Annotated in this window: 17 protein-coding genes; 8 read left to right on the top strand and 9 right to left on the bottom strand. The window is 68.3% G+C overall.

The genetic code is table 11. From position 1 onward, the window contains the following. Positions 1 to 78 precede the first annotated feature (78 nt). A complete protein-coding gene (locus tag ACP7A3_RS07370; protein ID WP_426256263.1) occupies positions 79 to 417 on the bottom strand; it encodes a hypothetical protein in 339 nt (112 codons plus the stop codon). Further along, entirely contained in the window at positions 414 to 2,633 is a 2,220-nt protein-coding gene (locus ACP7A3_RS07365; protein WP_426256264.1) for a ribonuclease R family protein, read from the bottom strand. Before ACP7A3_RS07365 ends, ACP7A3_RS07370 begins: the two co-directional genes overlap by 4 nt. Before the next feature lie 148 nt (positions 2,634 to 2,781). Between ACP7A3_RS07365 and ACP7A3_RS07360 the strand changes: the two genes are divergently transcribed. Next, a complete protein-coding gene (locus tag ACP7A3_RS07360; protein WP_426256265.1) occupies positions 2,782 to 3,702 on the top strand; it encodes a rhodanese-related sulfurtransferase in 921 nt (306 codons plus the stop codon). Positions 3,703 to 3,881: 179 nt separating this feature from the next. After that, positions 3,882 to 4,259, top strand: a complete 378-nt coding sequence (locus ACP7A3_RS07355) for a hypothetical protein (protein ID WP_426256266.1) — start codon at positions 3,882 to 3,884, stop codon at positions 4,257 to 4,259. A gap of 55 nt (positions 4,260 to 4,314) precedes the next feature. On the opposite strand, the gene ACP7A3_RS07350 is transcribed toward ACP7A3_RS07355, so the two are convergent. Then, a complete protein-coding gene (locus ACP7A3_RS07350; RefSeq protein ID WP_426256267.1) occupies positions 4,315 to 5,226 on the bottom strand; it encodes an SMP-30/gluconolactonase/LRE family protein in 912 nt (303 codons plus the stop codon). A gap of 108 nt (positions 5,227 to 5,334) precedes the next feature. Here ACP7A3_RS07350 and ACP7A3_RS07345 point away from each other — a divergent pair, with 108 nt between their 5' ends. Further along, positions 5,335 to 6,987: a thiamine pyrophosphate-binding protein gene (locus ACP7A3_RS07345; protein WP_426256268.1), complete on the top strand. Its 1,653-nt coding sequence runs from the start codon at positions 5,335 to 5,337 to the stop codon at positions 6,985 to 6,987. A gap of 12 nt (positions 6,988 to 6,999) precedes the next feature. Here the strand turns inward: ACP7A3_RS07345 and ACP7A3_RS07340 are convergent, their stop codons facing one another. The 3 genes from ACP7A3_RS07340 to ACP7A3_RS07330 all read right to left on the bottom strand — a co-directional run bounded on the left by ACP7A3_RS07340 (position 7,000) and on the right by ACP7A3_RS07330 (position 8,439). Next, the gene (locus tag ACP7A3_RS07340) at positions 7,000 to 7,464 is read right to left on the bottom strand and encodes a RidA family protein (RefSeq protein ID WP_241890759.1); all 465 of its coding nucleotides are present in this window, start codon (positions 7,462 to 7,464) and stop codon (positions 7,000 to 7,002) included. A gap of 64 nt (positions 7,465 to 7,528) precedes the next feature. Continuing rightward, positions 7,529 to 8,164 (bottom strand): HAD family hydrolase, encoded by a 636-nt coding sequence (locus ACP7A3_RS07335; protein ID WP_295561645.1) that lies wholly within the window; start codon positions 8,162 to 8,164, stop codon positions 7,529 to 7,531. Next, entirely contained in the window at positions 8,164 to 8,439 is a 276-nt protein-coding gene (locus ACP7A3_RS07330; RefSeq protein ID WP_017977472.1) for a DUF3572 domain-containing protein, read from the bottom strand. The genes ACP7A3_RS07335 and ACP7A3_RS07330 overlap by 1 nt, the downstream gene beginning before the upstream one ends. A gap of 39 nt (positions 8,440 to 8,478) precedes the next feature. On the opposite strand from ACP7A3_RS07330, the gene ACP7A3_RS07325 reads away from it, so the two are divergent. Beyond that, positions 8,479 to 8,841: a response regulator gene (locus ACP7A3_RS07325; RefSeq protein ID WP_018250532.1), complete on the top strand. Its 363-nt coding sequence runs from the start codon at positions 8,479 to 8,481 to the stop codon at positions 8,839 to 8,841. Between the two features lie 150 nt (positions 8,842 to 8,991). On the opposite strand, the gene ACP7A3_RS07320 is transcribed toward ACP7A3_RS07325, so the two are convergent. Both ACP7A3_RS07320 and rpmG read right to left on the bottom strand, forming a co-directional pair. Beyond that, positions 8,992 to 9,735: a MauE/DoxX family redox-associated membrane protein gene (locus tag ACP7A3_RS07320; protein ID WP_426256269.1), complete on the bottom strand. Its 744-nt coding sequence runs from the start codon at positions 9,733 to 9,735 to the stop codon at positions 8,992 to 8,994. Positions 9,736 to 10,063: 328 nt separating this feature from the next. Continuing rightward, positions 10,064 to 10,231 (bottom strand): 50S ribosomal protein L33, encoded by a 168-nt coding sequence (rpmG, locus tag ACP7A3_RS07315; RefSeq protein WP_017977469.1) that lies wholly within the window; start codon positions 10,229 to 10,231, stop codon positions 10,064 to 10,066. Between the two features lie 174 nt (positions 10,232 to 10,405). On the opposite strand from rpmG, the gene ACP7A3_RS07310 reads away from it, so the two are divergent. The 3 genes from ACP7A3_RS07310 to ACP7A3_RS07300 all read left to right on the top strand — a co-directional run bounded on the left by ACP7A3_RS07310 (position 10,406) and on the right by ACP7A3_RS07300 (position 11,935). Beyond that, positions 10,406 to 10,741, top strand: a complete 336-nt coding sequence (locus ACP7A3_RS07310) for a hypothetical protein (RefSeq protein ID WP_043060516.1) — start codon at positions 10,406 to 10,408, stop codon at positions 10,739 to 10,741. A gap of 24 nt (positions 10,742 to 10,765) precedes the next feature. Then, a complete protein-coding gene (locus ACP7A3_RS07305) occupies positions 10,766 to 11,332 on the top strand; it encodes a TMEM165/GDT1 family protein (RefSeq protein ID WP_426256270.1) in 567 nt (188 codons plus the stop codon). A 111-nt stretch (positions 11,333 to 11,443) separates the two neighbouring features. After that, entirely contained in the window at positions 11,444 to 11,935 is a 492-nt protein-coding gene (locus ACP7A3_RS07300) for a Dps family protein (RefSeq protein WP_017977466.1), read from the top strand. A 62-nt stretch (positions 11,936 to 11,997) separates the two neighbouring features. Here ACP7A3_RS07300 and ACP7A3_RS07295 read toward each other — a convergent pair whose 3' ends face one another. Next, on the bottom strand, positions 11,998 to 12,831 hold the full coding sequence (locus ACP7A3_RS07295) for a metallophosphoesterase (protein WP_426256271.1): 834 nt from the start codon (positions 12,829 to 12,831) through the stop codon (positions 11,998 to 12,000). Between the two features lie 51 nt (positions 12,832 to 12,882). Between ACP7A3_RS07295 and ACP7A3_RS07290 the strand changes: the two genes are divergently transcribed. Beyond that, positions 12,883 to 14,478, top strand: coding sequence for a cisplatin damage response ATP-dependent DNA ligase (locus ACP7A3_RS07290; protein ID WP_426256272.1), 1,596 nt, complete (start codon positions 12,883 to 12,885; stop codon positions 14,476 to 14,478). The last annotated feature ends 92 nt before the right edge of the window (positions 14,479 to 14,570 follow it).

Genomic DNA, 14,570 nt, shown 5'->3' with positions numbered 1-14,570 from the left:
GCGATGCCGCTGATGGTGTGACCGCCACGGACCCCGCGTGTCCATGGATTCCGGCGTCCGCCGGAATGACGAGTGGGACTAGATGCGGTAGAAAGCCACCGCGACCGCGGCGATCAGCAGCGCGACCATCAGCAGCACCGGCACGCGCTTCGCCCGGCGCGCCGCGGCGGCGGTTTCGTAGGCATGCATGTCGAACCAGAAGCGGCCCTGCCCCACGGCGCGGATCGATCCGTCGGCGATCATCGCGGCGAAGGCCTTCGCCTCGCGCGCGTCGGCGGGGGTGAAGGGCATCGCGTCGTCGGCAATCACCGCATGCGCGGCGACGAAGCGCGGGACGATCGTGCCGTGGACGAGGTAGCGGTCGCGCACCGTGCCGCGCGGGCCGGATGTCGCGACGTGCGTCAGCCGGCCGCTCACCGCCGCTTGCCGTTGTGGCGGATGTTGCCGGGCCGACCACGACGCGTGACGACGCGATCCTTGCGGCCACCCTTGATGCCCTTGCCGAGATGCCGCGGCCCCGGCGCGGCACCCTTGCCGCCCGGCAGTTCGAAGCGCAGCGCGCCCGACACCGGATTGGCCTCCGCGAGGCGGAGTTCCAGCCGTTGCCCCAGCGCATATTCCTCGCCGCTGTCCTCGCCGGTCAGCGTGCGTGCCGCCTCGTCGAAGCGGAAATATTCGCCGCCCAGGTCGCGAACCGACATCAGGCCGTCGCCGCCGATCCCCTCGACGGTGGCGAAGAAGCCGTAATTCTGCACGCCGGTGATCCGCGCCGACACCGTCTCGCCGACGCGCTCGGCGAGGAAGGCGGCGACGTAGCGGTCGATCGTGTCGCGCTCCGCCTCCATCGCGCGGCGTTCGAGCGCGCTGATCGTCGTGCCGATCTGCTCCATCGCCTCGGCATCCGCCTTGGTGAGCCCGCCCTCGCCCAGACCATAGGCCGCGACCAATGCACGGTGGACGACGAGGTCGGCATAGCGGCGGATCGGCGAGGTGAAGTGCGCGTAGCTACCCAATGACAGGCCGAAATGCCCCTGGTTGGCGGGCGCGTAATAGGCCTGGGTCTGCGTCCGCAGCACCTGCTCCATCACCTGCGGGCGGAAATCCGCGTCGCCGATCCGGTCGAGGATGTGGTTGAACGTCGCCGGGCGGATCACCTGGCCGAGCGCGAAGGGCACGTCGAAGGTTTCGAGATAGTCCTTCAGCGCGACGAGCTTTTCGCGGCTGGGCGGTTCGTGAACGCGGTACATCACCGGCGCCTTCTTCGCTTCCAGCGCCTTGGCGGCGGCGACGTTGGCGGCGATCATATAATCCTCGATCAGCCGGTGCGCATCGAGCCGCTCGCGCGGGGCGACCGACATGATCCGGCCCTGCTCGTCGAGCACGACGCGGCGTTCGGGCAGGTCGAGGTCGAGCGGCTCGCGCGCATCGCGCGCCTTCGCCAGCGCGCGCCAGCAGGCCCAGAGCGGACGCAGCACGTCGATCATCGCACCGGCATCGGCGTCGATCGTCGCCTGTGCCTCTTCATAAGCGAGGTTCGCCGCGATGCGGACGCGGGCGCGAGCGAAGCGCCAGCTGTCCAGCTTGCCCGATTTCGAGATGTGGAGGTGGCAGACCAAGGCTGCGCGGTCCTCGCCTTCCTTCAGCGAACACACCTCCGCCGACAGGATTTCGGGCAGCATCGGCACGACGCGATCGGGGAAATAGACCGAATTGCCGCGCCGCCGCGCCTCGCGGTCGAGCTCCGAGCCGGGGCGGACGTAGAAACTGACGTCGGCGATCGCGACGACCGCCTGCCAGCCGCCGTCCTCATGTGGCGCAGCCCATACGGCATCGTCATGATCGCGCGCATCCACCGGGTCGATCGCCACGATCGGCAGGTGCGTGAGGTCTTCGCGGTCTTCGCCGAGCGGCAGTTCCGACACGCGCTTTGCCTCGTCCAGCGTATCGCCCGAAAAGACGTCCGGAATGCCGAGCTTGTGGATCGCGATCAGCGAGAAGCTGCGCGGTGCGAACGGATCGCCCAGGCGCTGGACGACACGGACGGTGATGCGCGGCGGTCGCCCGCCCATTTCCGCCATGACGAGGTCGCCGGCCGCCGCGCCGCAGGTGTCGGAGACGGGAAATTCGCGCCGTTCCTTCTTCTCGACGCCGGTCAGCCAGAAGCGCTCGCCCTCTTGCCGCAGCACGCCGAGGATCTGTTCGGAGGCACGGGCGAGCACCTTCATCGGATGCGCGATCCAGCCGTTGCCCGCCTCTTCGGTGCGCGCGAGGATGCGCTCGCCGATGGCGAGCGCGCCACGCTTGCGTTCGCGGACGCGCAGCCGCGGTACGGGGCCGTCCGCCTCCCAGCGATCGGGCACCGCCCAGACATTGCCGCCATCGTCGACGTCGGCGATGCGCAGCACGGTCACCTTGGGCAGGCCACCCATCTTGTGGAAGGCGCGGCCGGGGGCGCTGTCGATCAGGCCTTCGTCGGCCATGTCCTTCAGCATCGCCTTCAGCGCGATCTTTTCCTGCGCGGTCAGGCCGAACGCCTTGGCGATCTCGCGTTTGCCGGCGGGAACCTCCGATTGCGTGATGAAGTCGAGGATCTGCGCCTGCGTCGGCAGGCCGGGTCTGGGTTTCTTTGCCACTTAGCGGAGATAGGGCGCGCGGGCGGGTTCGTCACCGCATGTTTGTTCACGCGAAGACGCTAAGACGCGAAGAGGTTGCGGATGAGCGAGGCCATCCTGCGTTCTTCGCGGCTTCGCGTCTTTGCGTGAACCGACTAAAGGCCTACCCATGTCCGTCACCGTCGCCGCACTGTATCACTTCACCCGTTTCGCCGATCCTGCCGTGCTGCAGGGCCCGCTGCTCGCCTTATGCGAGGCGCAGGGCGTGCGCGGCACGCTGCTGCTGGCGGGGGAAGGCATCAACGGCACGATCGCCGGACCGGCCACAGGGATCGACGCGGTGCTGGCGCATATTCGTGGCCTGCCGGGCTGTGCGGGGCTGGAGGTGAAGTTTTCCGCGGCGGACACGATGCCCTTCCACCGTACCAAGGTGCGGCTGAAGCGCGAGATCGTGACGATGGGCGAGCCGCTGGTCGACCCGACCGATCCCGGCACCTATGTCGATCCCGCCGACTGGAATGCGCTGATCGCCGATCCGGACACGGTGCTGATCGATACGCGCAACGATTACGAGGTGGCGGTCGGCACGTTCGATGGCGCGGTCGATCCCGAGACGCGGTCGTTCCGCGAATTTCCGGGCTGGTTTCGGGCGCATCGCGACGAATTGCTCGCCGGTACGAAGCGGGTCGCGATGTTCTGCACCGGCGGCATCCGCTGCGAAAAAGCGACGGCGTTCCTGAAGGCGGAGGGCGTGCCGGACGTGTTCCACCTGAAGGGCGGCATCCTCAAATATCTGGAAGAGGTGCCCGCCGAGCAGAGCGCGTGGCGGGGCGAATGTTTCGTGTTCGACGAACGGGTTGCGGTGGGGCACGGCCTGGCGCCGGGTAGCCATGGCCTGTGCCGGGCGTGCCGGATGCCGGTGTCGGAAGCGGATCGCGCGTCGCCGCTGTATGAGGAGGGCGTGAGCTGCCCGCGCTGCCATGACGCGCGCGATGCGGCGGATCGGGCGCGTTATGCGGAGCGGCATCGGCAGGCGCAGCTGGCGGAGGCGCGCGGCGAGGCGCATGTCGGGCGGCGGTTTGAGGATTGAGCGCGGCGCGCACCCGCCCTCACCCTTCCGGCGCTGGCGCGCCTCCCTCCCTCTCCCGATGGGAGAGGGAAGAGACGGCGAAGCCGTCGATAGGGTGAGGGTCGAAGGAAGCGCGGCGCCTGTCGGATGAACCAACCCCCGGCATCGTCGTTATGCTGCCGTAACAGGAGGCTCGACGGATGCTGTTCACCACCACCACGCAATTCGCCGCGCTGGCGCTATGCCTGATCGCAGGCTGGTTCTTCGGATTGGCGAGCAGCAGCGGCGGCAAGAAGTGGAAGGCGCGCTATGCCGCAGAGCGCGAGGCGCATGGCACCTATCGCAAACAGGGCGACACCAGCCTGGCTGCCGCGAATGCGCGCGTCGCCGAACTGGAGCGCGAGAATGCGCGGCTGACCGAAGCGGCGCAGACCCGCCCGGTCGCGGCGCCGGTCACCACCACGGCGCCGACGATCGGCGAACGCCTGACCGGCCGCCGTCAGACCGCTGCCCGTCCGGCCTATCCGGCAGGCCAGCGTCCGGGCTGGTTCGACTTCGGTCCGCGTTCGCGAGTGTAAGCGGACGATAAGGCGCGTGTGCGTCGGCGGACCGATCGCCGGGCGCGCCTTTCGATCAATAGGCCAGGCGCAATCCGGGCCGCGGCCAGCGCATCGTCACCAGCCGGCCGCTGCCCGACAGCGTGACATACGCGTCGTGCAGATCGTCCCCGCCCCAGCAGATGTTGGTCGTGAACACGTCGTCGGTCGCGACGAATTCGACGAGGTCGCCCGTCGGGGACACGACGCTGATCCCGCTTTCGCCGATGGTCGCGACGCAGATGTTCCCGCTGGCCTCGACACCCAGCGAATCGAAGAATTTATACCCCGCCGGTCGATAGACCGGGATGCCGGGCCCGCCCGGGCCGCCGCCGGGCGCGACCTTGCCGGGTGCGGTCACGTCGAATGCCATCAGCCGACATGTGTAGGTCTCTGCCGCGTAGAGGCGGCTGCCGTCGGGTGACAGGCCGATGCCGTTCGGGTTTTCCGACGGGAACACCACCTCTTCCAGGAAGCTGCCGTCCGCCTTGGCGTAGAAGATGCCGGTGACGTCGCGCTCCCGGGGGCGCGTCTTGCCGTGGTCGGTGAACCAGAAGCCGCCATGCGCGTCGAACACGATGTCGTTGGGGCCACGCAGCGAACAGCCGAAATCGCCATCGGCGTACAGCACCTCGACCGTCCCCCGCAGCGGGTCGATGCGTTCGATGCGCCCGCCGCTATAATCGTCGGCCTGCCCGTGCGGCGCCAGAAAGCCGCCCGCCTCATGCCAGTTGAACCCGCCGTTGTTGCAGCAATACAGCTTGCCGTCGGGACCCATCGCCAGGCCATTGGGTCCGCCGCCCGGCTCTGCGACCACGTCGATCCGGCCCTCCGCATCGATGCGGGTGATCCGCCCGGCCGCGATCTCGACCAGGATGACGCTGCCGTCGGGCATCGCCACCGGTCCTTCGGGAAAGCGCAGGCCCCGCGCCACCGTCCGCCACGTCATCCGCGCGCCTCTCCCACGTCGTCGATGCTGCCGCAGCATCGCCAGGGGCGGTGGCGCTGGCAAGTCCCTTCCTCGACATCGTCGCCGCCGCGGGGCACAGTCGCGCGCATGGAGAGACAGACCCGAACCGGCGGCCGCATCCTCGTCGACCAATTGCTCGCGCAAGGCTGCGAACGCATCTTCACCGTGCCGGGCGAAAGCTTCCTCGCGGTGCTCGATGCGCTGCACGATACGCCGCAGATTGAAACGGTGGTGTGCCGGCAGGAAGGCGGCGCGGCCTTTATGGCGTGCGCCGACGGCACGCTGACGCACCGGCCGGGCATCGCCTTCGTGACGCGCGGGCCGGGCGCGACCAACGCCTCGATCGGCGTGCATGTCGCGCGGCAGGATTCGCAGCCGATGATCCTGTTCATCGGCGACGTCGACCGCGGCACCCGCGACCGCGAAGCGTTTCAGGAGGTCGATTTCGTCGCGATGTTCGGGCCGCTCGCCAAATGGGCGGCGCGGATCGACGATGCGGCCCGCATCCCCGAATATGTCGCGCGCGCCTATGCGGTGGCGATGAACGGGCGGCCGGGGCCGGTGGTGCTGGCGCTGCCCGAAGACATGCTGCTCGATGCAGTCGAGGCGGTCGACCGGCCGCGTGTCGAGCGCGCGGCGCAGGGGTGCGACGAGGGCGCGATGGCGCAGCTTGCCGATCTGCTCGCCACCGCCGAACGCCCCGTCGCGATCGTCGGCGGTGCGGGATGGGATGGGATCGCGGCGCAGGATTTCGCCGCCTGGGCGGATCGCACCGGGGTGCCCGTCGCCGCCGCCTTTCGCCGGCAGGATGCCATCCCCAACGCCTGCCCGGCCTATGCCGGGAACCTGGGCTATGGCCCGAACCCGAAGCTCGTCGCGCGGATCAAGGCCGCCGATCTGCTGCTGGTCGTGGGCCCGCGACTGGGAGAGGCGACGACCGATGGCTATGCGCTGATCACCCCGGAGCATCCGGGCCAGCGCCTGATCCACGTCCACCCGGACGCCGACGAGCTGGGCATGACGTACCGCACCGACCTCGCGATCTGCGCGGGCATGGCGGAGTTTGCGGAAGGCTTGAACGCGATCGACGGACCGCCGAACGCCGGTGGTGCCGCGGCACATGCCGATTGGCAGGCGTGGTCTACGCCCGCGGCGCGCGACGGCGTGGCGATGGACCTGGGGCCCTGCGTCGCGGCGATGCGTGAGGCGCTGCCCGCGGATACGATCATCTGCAACGGCGCGGGCAATTACAGCGGCTGGTGGCACCGCTATTGGCCCTATGCCGCGCCGGGCACGCAGCTGGCGCCGACGGCGGGGGCGATGGGCTATGGCCTGCCCGCCGCCGTTGCTGCGGCGCTACGTCATCCGGGGCGGCAGGTGGTGGCGCTCGCCGGCGACGGCTGTTTCCTGATGAACGGGCAGGAACTGGCGACCGCGGTGCAATATGACGTGCAGCTGCTGGTGCTGGTGATCGACAATGGCGGATATGGCACGATCCGCATGCACCAGGAGCGCGAATTTCCGGGTCGCGTCTCGGGCACGGCGCTGGCCAATCCCGATTTCGCCGCGCTCGGCCGGGCCTATGGCTGCTGGGCGGAGACGGTGACGCGGACCGAGGATTTCGCGCCGGCCCTCGCGCGGGCACAGGCGCAACGCGGGGTGCGCCTGTTGCATATCCGCACCGATATCGAGGTCATCACCGCCGGCACCACGCTGAGCGCGGTGGCGCGGCGGGGGTGACGCCGCGCCGCGTTACGCCAGTTCGATGATCGCATCGACCTCGACCGCCGCGCCCAGCGGCAGGACGGGGACGCCGACGGCACTGCGGGCGTGCTTGCCGGCGTCGCCGAACAGCGCGACCATCAGCTCGGAGGCGCCGTTCGCGACCTTGGGCTGATCGGTGAAGTCGCCGTGGCTGTTGACGAACACGCCCAGCTTCACGACGCGCTTGATGCGCGACAGGTCGCCGCCGAGGTGCTTCTTGACCTGCGCGACGATCATAAGGCCGCATAGGCGCGCGGCCTCCTGCCCCTGTTCCAGCGACACGCCGTCGCCCAGACGGCCGGTGACGAGCTGGCCGTCCTTGAAGGGCAGCTGGCCCGACAGGTGGAGCATGCCGCCCGCCTCGACCACTGGGACATAGGCCGCGACCGGCGCCGCCGCCTCAGGCAGGGAGAGGCCGAGTTCCTCGAGCTTGCGATCGACGTGCGTGGTCATGGCAGTATCCTTCGATGATGCGTTGCCCGCGCGTCTAGCCGATGGCGCAGCGGGCGGTAAACCGTCAGGCGGCGGGTTGCCCCGCGGCGAAGCGCGCGGCGATCCAGTCCGCCGCCTCGCGCCAGTCATCGATGCGCGCATGGGCATGCGGCGCGGGAGCGACGCTGGGCGCGAGGCTGGGTTCGGAGACCATGTGCAGCCGGTGGACCTGCGGCGCATGGCGCGACACCGATTCGTGGTGGACGGCCAGATCGTCGACAAACACCGTCACCGGATTGCCATGCTCCTCGACCAGCCGCGATACGGGATCGCCCTTCCCGCCCTGGTTGCATTCGACGCGGTGATGAATGCCGAAGGCGGCGAGCTGGTCGATGCGCGCGGTGCGGCAGCTGTCGAGCAGATTGGTGAGGACGACGATGTCGGCCACCTCGCTCAATTGCGCGAGCGCCTCGGCCGCGTGGGGGACCAGGGTCTGGCGGTGCATTTCGGAGGGGAAGAAGCCGCCGAGCATCGACCACATCTCGGCCTGGGTCGGCGTTTCGCCCGTCGAGCGGCGGCGCATCGAATTGGCGAAATCGGCGCCATCGGGCGTGAAGTCGATATCGTGCGTCTCGCGCACCCATGTGCCGAAATGCTTGACCATATGCAGCAGCACTTCGTCGCAATCGGTGATCAGCAAGAATCGGGGTGTCTGGGTCATCAGCGAGCCTCCAGCATCTGGTGTGCGGCGACCAGCGCCGACGGGGTGACGCCCAGCGCATCGGCGCAGGCGATGAGATCGGGTTCATACGCCTCGAGATAGGCCAGCACCGCGGCGAGCACGGCGGGTTCGCCGGCACGGGCGCGCAGATCGTCGGGGTAGAGGCCGGTCGTCGCGATCAGGCGATCGGCACGCGCCTGTTCGCCGAGCGTCCAGGCCAGTGCCTGAAGCCCCAGCAATTCCGCATCGGGGGTGTTTGTATCGCGACCGCGCATTGCCTATCGTCCGCTGACTGGAAAGGATCGGTGACCCACGTGGCGAAACGGGTGCTCGTTGTCGAGGACAACGAACTCAATCTGAAGCTGTTCTGCGACCTGCTGCGGGCGCACGAGTTCGTCGCCGAACCGGTGCGCGACGGACGCGAGGCCGTGGCCCGCGCGCGCGAGGTGATGCCGGACCTGATCATCATGGATATCCAGATGCCGCATGTGACGGGATATGAACTGATCCTGGAGCTGATGGCGGACGAACAGCTGCGCGATATCCCGGTGATGGCGGTCACCGCCTATGCGGGACGTGACGACGAGGAGCGGATCCGGGCGGCAGGCGCGCGATCCTATGTCTCGAAGCCGATCAGTCTCGCGCGATTCATGGATGCGGTGAACGCGCTGGTCTGACCGGAGCGACGCGACACGAAAAAGGCACCCTGCCGCGGCGATCGGGCCGCGACAGGGTGCCGCGCGCTCTCAGCGCCCTTACCCCCCGAAAAGGGCGCGGGAGCTGCGAGCTGTGGATAAAACGATGATTTCTCAACGCGGTTCCCAGCGTCATCCCGCCAGCATCATCCACACGGCCATCGCGACCATCATCAGGTTTTCGGTCAGCGACACGAAACCCAGCGGCACGTTGCTGTCACCGCCGACGCAGGCGCATGTGAGTTCGCGCCGATCGACATACACCGCCTTGTAGACCGACACCGCGCCGACACCGCCGATAACGAGCGCGACGGGCACCGACAGCCATGTCGCCACACCGGCGATCATCAACACGCCCGCCGACCCCTCCAGATACGGGTAGAGCGTGGCATAGGGCACCCAGCGTTGCGCGAGCAGGTCATAGCCCAGGAACATCGTCGCGAATCGATCGACGTTCTGGAGCTTGAGGATCGCCAGCACGACCATGCTGAAGGCGATGAACCATTCGCCCGCGCGGACCGTGACCGGCGATCCGAAGGCGGCGAGACTGGCGGCCATCGCCATCAGCGCGGTCATCGCGAATACGGCCAGAACCGGACGATAGCTGACCGCCTTGGGGTCCGGCACCGACAGTCCGAAATAGCGGCGCAGGTCGTCGTAGCCGCCGATCCGCGCGCCATCGATGAACGTCTGCGGCGTGGTCTTCACGTCATGTTCGGCCTTGAACGCATCGGTTTCGGCACGAGTCGTCAGGTGCCGATCGTCGACCGCATAGCCTTTGCGACGCAGCAGATCGCGTGCCTTCAGGCCATAGGGACAGATGTGGGTCGGCATGACCATGCGGTAGAGGACGGCGCGCTTCGACATGACCGACATGTGGGGACACGACCGTCAGGCCGCCAGCACCCCGCATAAACCAAGGGCGGCCCCCTCGATTCGAGAGGACCGCCCTTAGCCCGTAGTGACGCGATACAGGGCGGCCGGATCGTCCGGCCACCACGGTCCGCTATGCCGACCGAACATGAACGCAATGTGGCCGAACCTAGCCCCCACCATGGCTTCGTCACGAAAACGCATAGGTTGCCCGCACGTCGCTTTCCCTACGCAGGCACGCACGCGAAGAGCCGCCGATGCGCGGGGCACCGGCGGCTCTTCGCGATTCGATTCGGCAAGCAACGCGGGGCGGCGGCGCCCCGGCAGCGGCTTACTTGATCTTGGCTTCCTTGAACTCGACGTGCTTGCGCACGACGGGATCGTACTTGCTGAAGCTCAGCTTCTCGGTCTTGGTGCGCGGGTTCTTCTTCGTGACGTAGAAGAAGCCGGTGTCGGCGGTGCTGACGAGCTTGATCTTGACGGTAGTCGGCTTGGCCATGAGCCCTAATCCTGAAAACAAGGAGAGCGGCAGCACCAACGCCGCCGCTCGATCAGTCGCGGCGCATGGGCCAGACGGCGAGGAAAGTCAACCGCGGATGCCCCCACCCCATCGTTAACCACCACGTTACCGGTGCGGGCGCATGAATGCCACATGACATGACGGGAGCAGGACATGGGGCATCAGGGGCATATCAACGACATGGCGCTGGACGCAGTGCGCGCCGATCTGGCGGCGCGAATCGCCGCGATCGACGTGAAGGCGCCTTATACCTGCGCACGCGACCTGAAGCCCGATATCAACCAGATCCGCCTGATCGCGCATCGTCATGGCCTGAACCCCGCGGTGACGGTCGCGCATTTCGTCGATTCGGCACTGTCGCGTGGCGAACATGGCGCTCTGGTGCATGGCTGGCTGTCGATGCTGGGTGACGCGGTCGCCTGCGACCGGCAGGATGTACGGGCGTGCGACACGTTTGCGGCGGCCTGTTCGGTGCGCCTCGCAAGCTGAACACCGACGACGGGACGGGACGGCATGGATGCACTGATGGCGGCGCTGGTCGCCGCCGCGCTGGCACAGGTGGGCGACCGCCCCGCCTGGCTCGCCGCGATCCTGGCCGATCGCTACCGCGCACCGGGCCTCGTCATCGCGATGGCGGCCATCGCGCTTGCCGCGTCCGCGGGATTGGCGGGCGCGGCGGGGGGCCTGATCGCCCCGCAGCTGACGCCCGAGGCGAAGCAGCTGTTCCTGGCGCTGGCGCTGGTGCTGCAGGGCGCCGGCGCGCTGTTCCCGGCCAAGGCCCCCGACCGGCTCGAACGCTGGCGGCTCGGCGCTGCGGCGACCAGCATGCTCGGGCTGTTCATCCTCGCCTTCGGCGACGGCGTGCAGTTCATCGTCCTGACCCTGAGCGCTCGGGCGGAGCTGGTGTGGCTCGCGCCACTGGGCGCGACGCTGGGATCGCTTGCCGTGATCGCGCCGGCGGCGCTGCTTGGCGAAGCGGGATGGCGTGCGCTGCCGCTGCGGTCGCTGCGGATCGGGATCGGCATCCTGTTCCTGATCGCGGGGCTCTGGCTGGGTGTGGGGGCGCTGCGTCTGATCTAGCCGCCCGATCAATCTGACCATGATTCCTGATGCAAAATCCCGGTCCGACCGGGAGCGTTTGCGCTATCGGATCGTTTCCGCAACGAACCCATTTCTGTCAGGAGCTTCCCCATGGCCGACGTCAATCCGGCGCTCAACACGCCCACCGATCTGTCGAACACGCGCTCGGTCGCCGACGCCCTCAATGCCTCGCTCGCCGATTGCTATGCGCTGTATCTGAAGACCAAGAACTTCCACTGGCACGTCAGCGGCCCGCATTTCCGGGACTATCACCTGCTGCTCGACGATCAGGCCGCGCAGATTCTCGGCGTGACCGACGCGATCGCCGAACGCGTGCGCAAGACCGGCAACGTGACGCTGCGCTCGATCGGCGACATCAGCCGTCGCCAGACGATCGCCGACAATGACAAGGACTTCGTCGAAGCCGGCGCGATGCTGGCCGAACTGCGCGAGGACAATCTGAAGCTGGTCGAAAGCTTCCGCGCGGTGAAGGACGCGGCCGAAGCGGCCAAGGACAATGCGACCAGCGGCATCGTCGACGATTGGACCGACCAAGCCGAAGAGCGCGCCTGGTTCCTGTTCGAAGCCAGCCGCAAGGGCTGACCCGGTTTGTCCGTCGCCCCGGACCCGATCCGGGGTGACGGTTCGACGGCTGCGACCGGCCGTCAGCGGGAGGGGATCGGGCCGACGCGCACCAGCCACAGGTCGGGCGGTGCACCGAAGCGGATCGGCAGGTTGCTGGTGCCCAGCCCCGCCGTCACCACCGTCAGCCGATGCGGATCGCGCACGATGCCGCAGCGATAGCGCGGATTGGTCACCTCGACCGGCGCGCCGAACAGCGGCAGCACGACCTGCCCGCAATGCGTGTGGCCGGCGAGCAGCAATGTCGTGCGCCGCGACAGCTTCACCGCGACATCGGGCGAATGCGCGACCATCACGCCGGCGCCCGCCAGGGTCGCCAGCGCCGCCTGGGTCGAGGCGATGCGATCGTGATGCGTCGCCGGATCGTCGAGGCCGCCCAGAGCGAGTGGCCCGAGCCCCTCGCCCTGATTGACCAGCACGACCACGCCGATCCGCCGCAGCATCGCCGCGATCGGTGCGGGATCTGTCCAGTGATCGTGATTGCCGAGCACCGCGACGACCCCCAGCGGGGCCTTCAATTGCGACAGCGGGCGCGCCAGAAGCGGGATCGCCCGCTCCGCCTCGCCGGCGCCGCGCCCCTCGATGAAATCGCCGGCCAGCACGACCAGATCGGGGTGGAGCGCATTCACTTGCCCGACGATGCGGGCAAGCCGCCCCTCGTCCATCGCCATGCTTTCCATGTGGATATCGCTCATCAGCGCGATGGTGATCGGGGGCTTGCCGACCGGCCAGTCGGGCAGCGCCATCGTCACGCGGCGAACGACCGGATCGGCGCGAGCATTGAGATAGCCGATGAGGAAGACGGCGCCGGCGATAAGGGCGACGATCAGCGCGGCAGTGAGAAGCGGACGTTTCACGATGCGGCTCCTAGCGGGAGCGCTTCGGCGGCGCCATGCGTTCGTGTGTGCATGCAAGCCTTTGCCGCGCTTCTCGATTCGCTGATCTACACGCGGGGGCGCAACGCGAAGCTCAAGCTGATCGTCGATTATCTGCACGCGACGCCCGATCCCGATCGCGGGTGGGCGATGGCGGCGCTGACCGGCGACCTCGACCTGCCCGGCGTGAAGCCCGCGCAGATCCGGGCGCTGATCGAGGCGCGGGTCGATCCCGTGCTGTTCCGGATGAGCCGCGACTATGTCGGTGACACGGCGGAGACGGTCGCGCTGCTATGGCCGGCGCCGGTGGTGCCGCCGCCCGATACCGGTCCGCTGTCGATCACCGCTGCGGTCGACGCGCTGCGCCACCTGTCGCGCTCCGATGCGCCCGCGGTGCTGGCCGGCATGCTCGACCGGCTGGATGCGGAGGAGCGGTTCGCGCTGCTCAAGATGGCGACCGGGGGGCTGCGTATCGGCGTGTCGGCGCGGCTCGCCAAGACCGCGCTGGCGCAGGCGTTCGGGCTGGATGTCGATGCGGTGGAGGAGGTGTGGCACGGCCTGTCGCCGCCCTACGCCAGCCTGTTCGCCTGGGCGGAGGGAAAGGGCGCGCAACCCACCCCGGCGGACGTGCCGGTCTTCCGCCCCTTCATGCTCGCACACGGGCTGGAAGATGCGCAGGTCGACCTCGCCGATTATGCCGCCGAGTGGAAATGGGACGGCATTCGCGTCCAGATCGTCCATGTCGCGGGCCAGACGCGCCTGTACAGCCGCACCGGCGACGACGTGACCGGCAGCTTTCCCGACGTCGCCGCGGCCTTTACCACCCCCGGCACGGTCGATGGCGAGCTGCTGGTGAAGGGCGAATTCCAGGGCGGTGCGCTGGACGACGGTGGTGGGGCAGCGAGCTTCAACGCGCTGCAACAGCGGCTGGGACGCAAGCAGGTGTCGGCGAAGATGCTGGCCGACTATCCCGCGTTCGTCCGCCTCTACGACATCCTGTTCGACGGGCCCGAGGATTTGCGGGCGCTACCTTGGACGGAGCGGCGCGACCGGCTGGAGGCGTTCGTGCCGCGGCTCGATCCCGATCGCTTCGATCTCAGCCAGGTGATCGCGGCCGACAGCTTTACCGAATTGGAGGCGATCCGCGTCGGCGCGCGCGATGCGGCGATCGAGGGCGTGATGCTGAAACGCCGCGACAGCCCCTATGTCGGCGGGCGGCGCGCCGGCCTGTGGTACAAATGGAAGCGCGATCCGCTGACCGCCGATTGCGTGATGATGTACGCGCAGCGCGGCAACGGGCGCCGATCGTCCTATTACAGCGACTATACCTTCGGCTGCTGGACCGAAGAGGGCGAGCTGCTGCCGGTCGGCAAGGCCTATTCAGGGATCACCGACGAGGAATTGCGCATGCTCGACAGCTTCGTCCGCCGCCATACGGTGAAGCGCTTCGGCCCGGTGCGCGAAGTGGAGAAAACGCTGGTGCTGGAGATCGCGTTCGATTCGATTCACACGTCCACGCGGCACAAGTCGGGCGTCGCGATGCGCTTCCCTCGCATCGCACGCATCCGCACCGACAAGCCCGCAGCGGAGGCGGATCGGGTCGAAACGCTGCGGCGGCTGGTGACGTAAGGCGGGAGCGACGTACAGGCTCCCCCCCTACGCGACGTCGTCCCAGCGAACGCAGCGCTCTCCCTGTTGTCGCACCCAGCAAAAGCCGTTCG

It is taken from the genome of Sphingomonas sp. DC5200-1 (genome assembly GCF_049897245.1).
GTDB lineage: Bacteria > Pseudomonadota > Alphaproteobacteria > Sphingomonadales > Sphingomonadaceae > Sphingomonas > Sphingomonas aquatilis.
This window is presented reverse-complemented; position numbering and strand designations above follow the sequence as displayed.

Coding starts and splice junctions, on each gene's coding strand:
- ACP7A3_RS07340 (WP_241890759.1), bottom strand. CDS start 7,464: ATGACCACGCACGTCGATCGCAAGCTCGAGGAACTCGGCCTCTCCCTG.
- rpmG (WP_017977469.1), bottom strand. CDS start 10,231: ATGGCCAAGCCGACTACCGTCAAGATCAAGCTCGTCAGCACCGCCGAC.
- ACP7A3_RS07350 (WP_426256267.1), bottom strand. CDS start 5,226: ATGACGTGGCGGACGGTGGCGCGGGGCCTGCGCTTTCCCGAAGGACCG.
- ACP7A3_RS07320 (WP_426256269.1), bottom strand. CDS start 9,735: ATGTCGGTCATGTCGAAGCGCGCCGTCCTCTACCGCATGGTCATGCCG.
- ACP7A3_RS07300 (WP_017977466.1), top strand. CDS start 11,444: ATGGCCGACGTCAATCCGGCGCTCAACACGCCCACCGATCTGTCGAAC.
- ACP7A3_RS07310 (WP_043060516.1), top strand. CDS start 10,406: ATGGGGCATCAGGGGCATATCAACGACATGGCGCTGGACGCAGTGCGC.
- ACP7A3_RS07355 (WP_426256266.1), top strand. CDS start 3,882: ATGCTGTTCACCACCACCACGCAATTCGCCGCGCTGGCGCTATGCCTG.
- ACP7A3_RS07335 (WP_295561645.1), bottom strand. CDS start 8,164: ATGACCCAGACACCCCGATTCTTGCTGATCACCGATTGCGACGAAGTG.
- ACP7A3_RS07305 (WP_426256270.1), top strand. CDS start 10,766: ATGGATGCACTGATGGCGGCGCTGGTCGCCGCCGCGCTGGCACAGGTG.
- ACP7A3_RS07330 (WP_017977472.1), bottom strand. CDS start 8,439: ATGCGCGGTCGCGATACAAACACCCCCGATGCGGAATTGCTGGGGCTT.
- ACP7A3_RS07290 (WP_426256272.1), top strand. CDS start 12,883: ATGCAAGCCTTTGCCGCGCTTCTCGATTCGCTGATCTACACGCGGGGG.
- ACP7A3_RS07360 (WP_426256265.1), top strand. CDS start 2,782: ATGTCCGTCACCGTCGCCGCACTGTATCACTTCACCCGTTTCGCCGAT.
- ACP7A3_RS07345 (WP_426256268.1), top strand. CDS start 5,335: ATGGAGAGACAGACCCGAACCGGCGGCCGCATCCTCGTCGACCAATTG.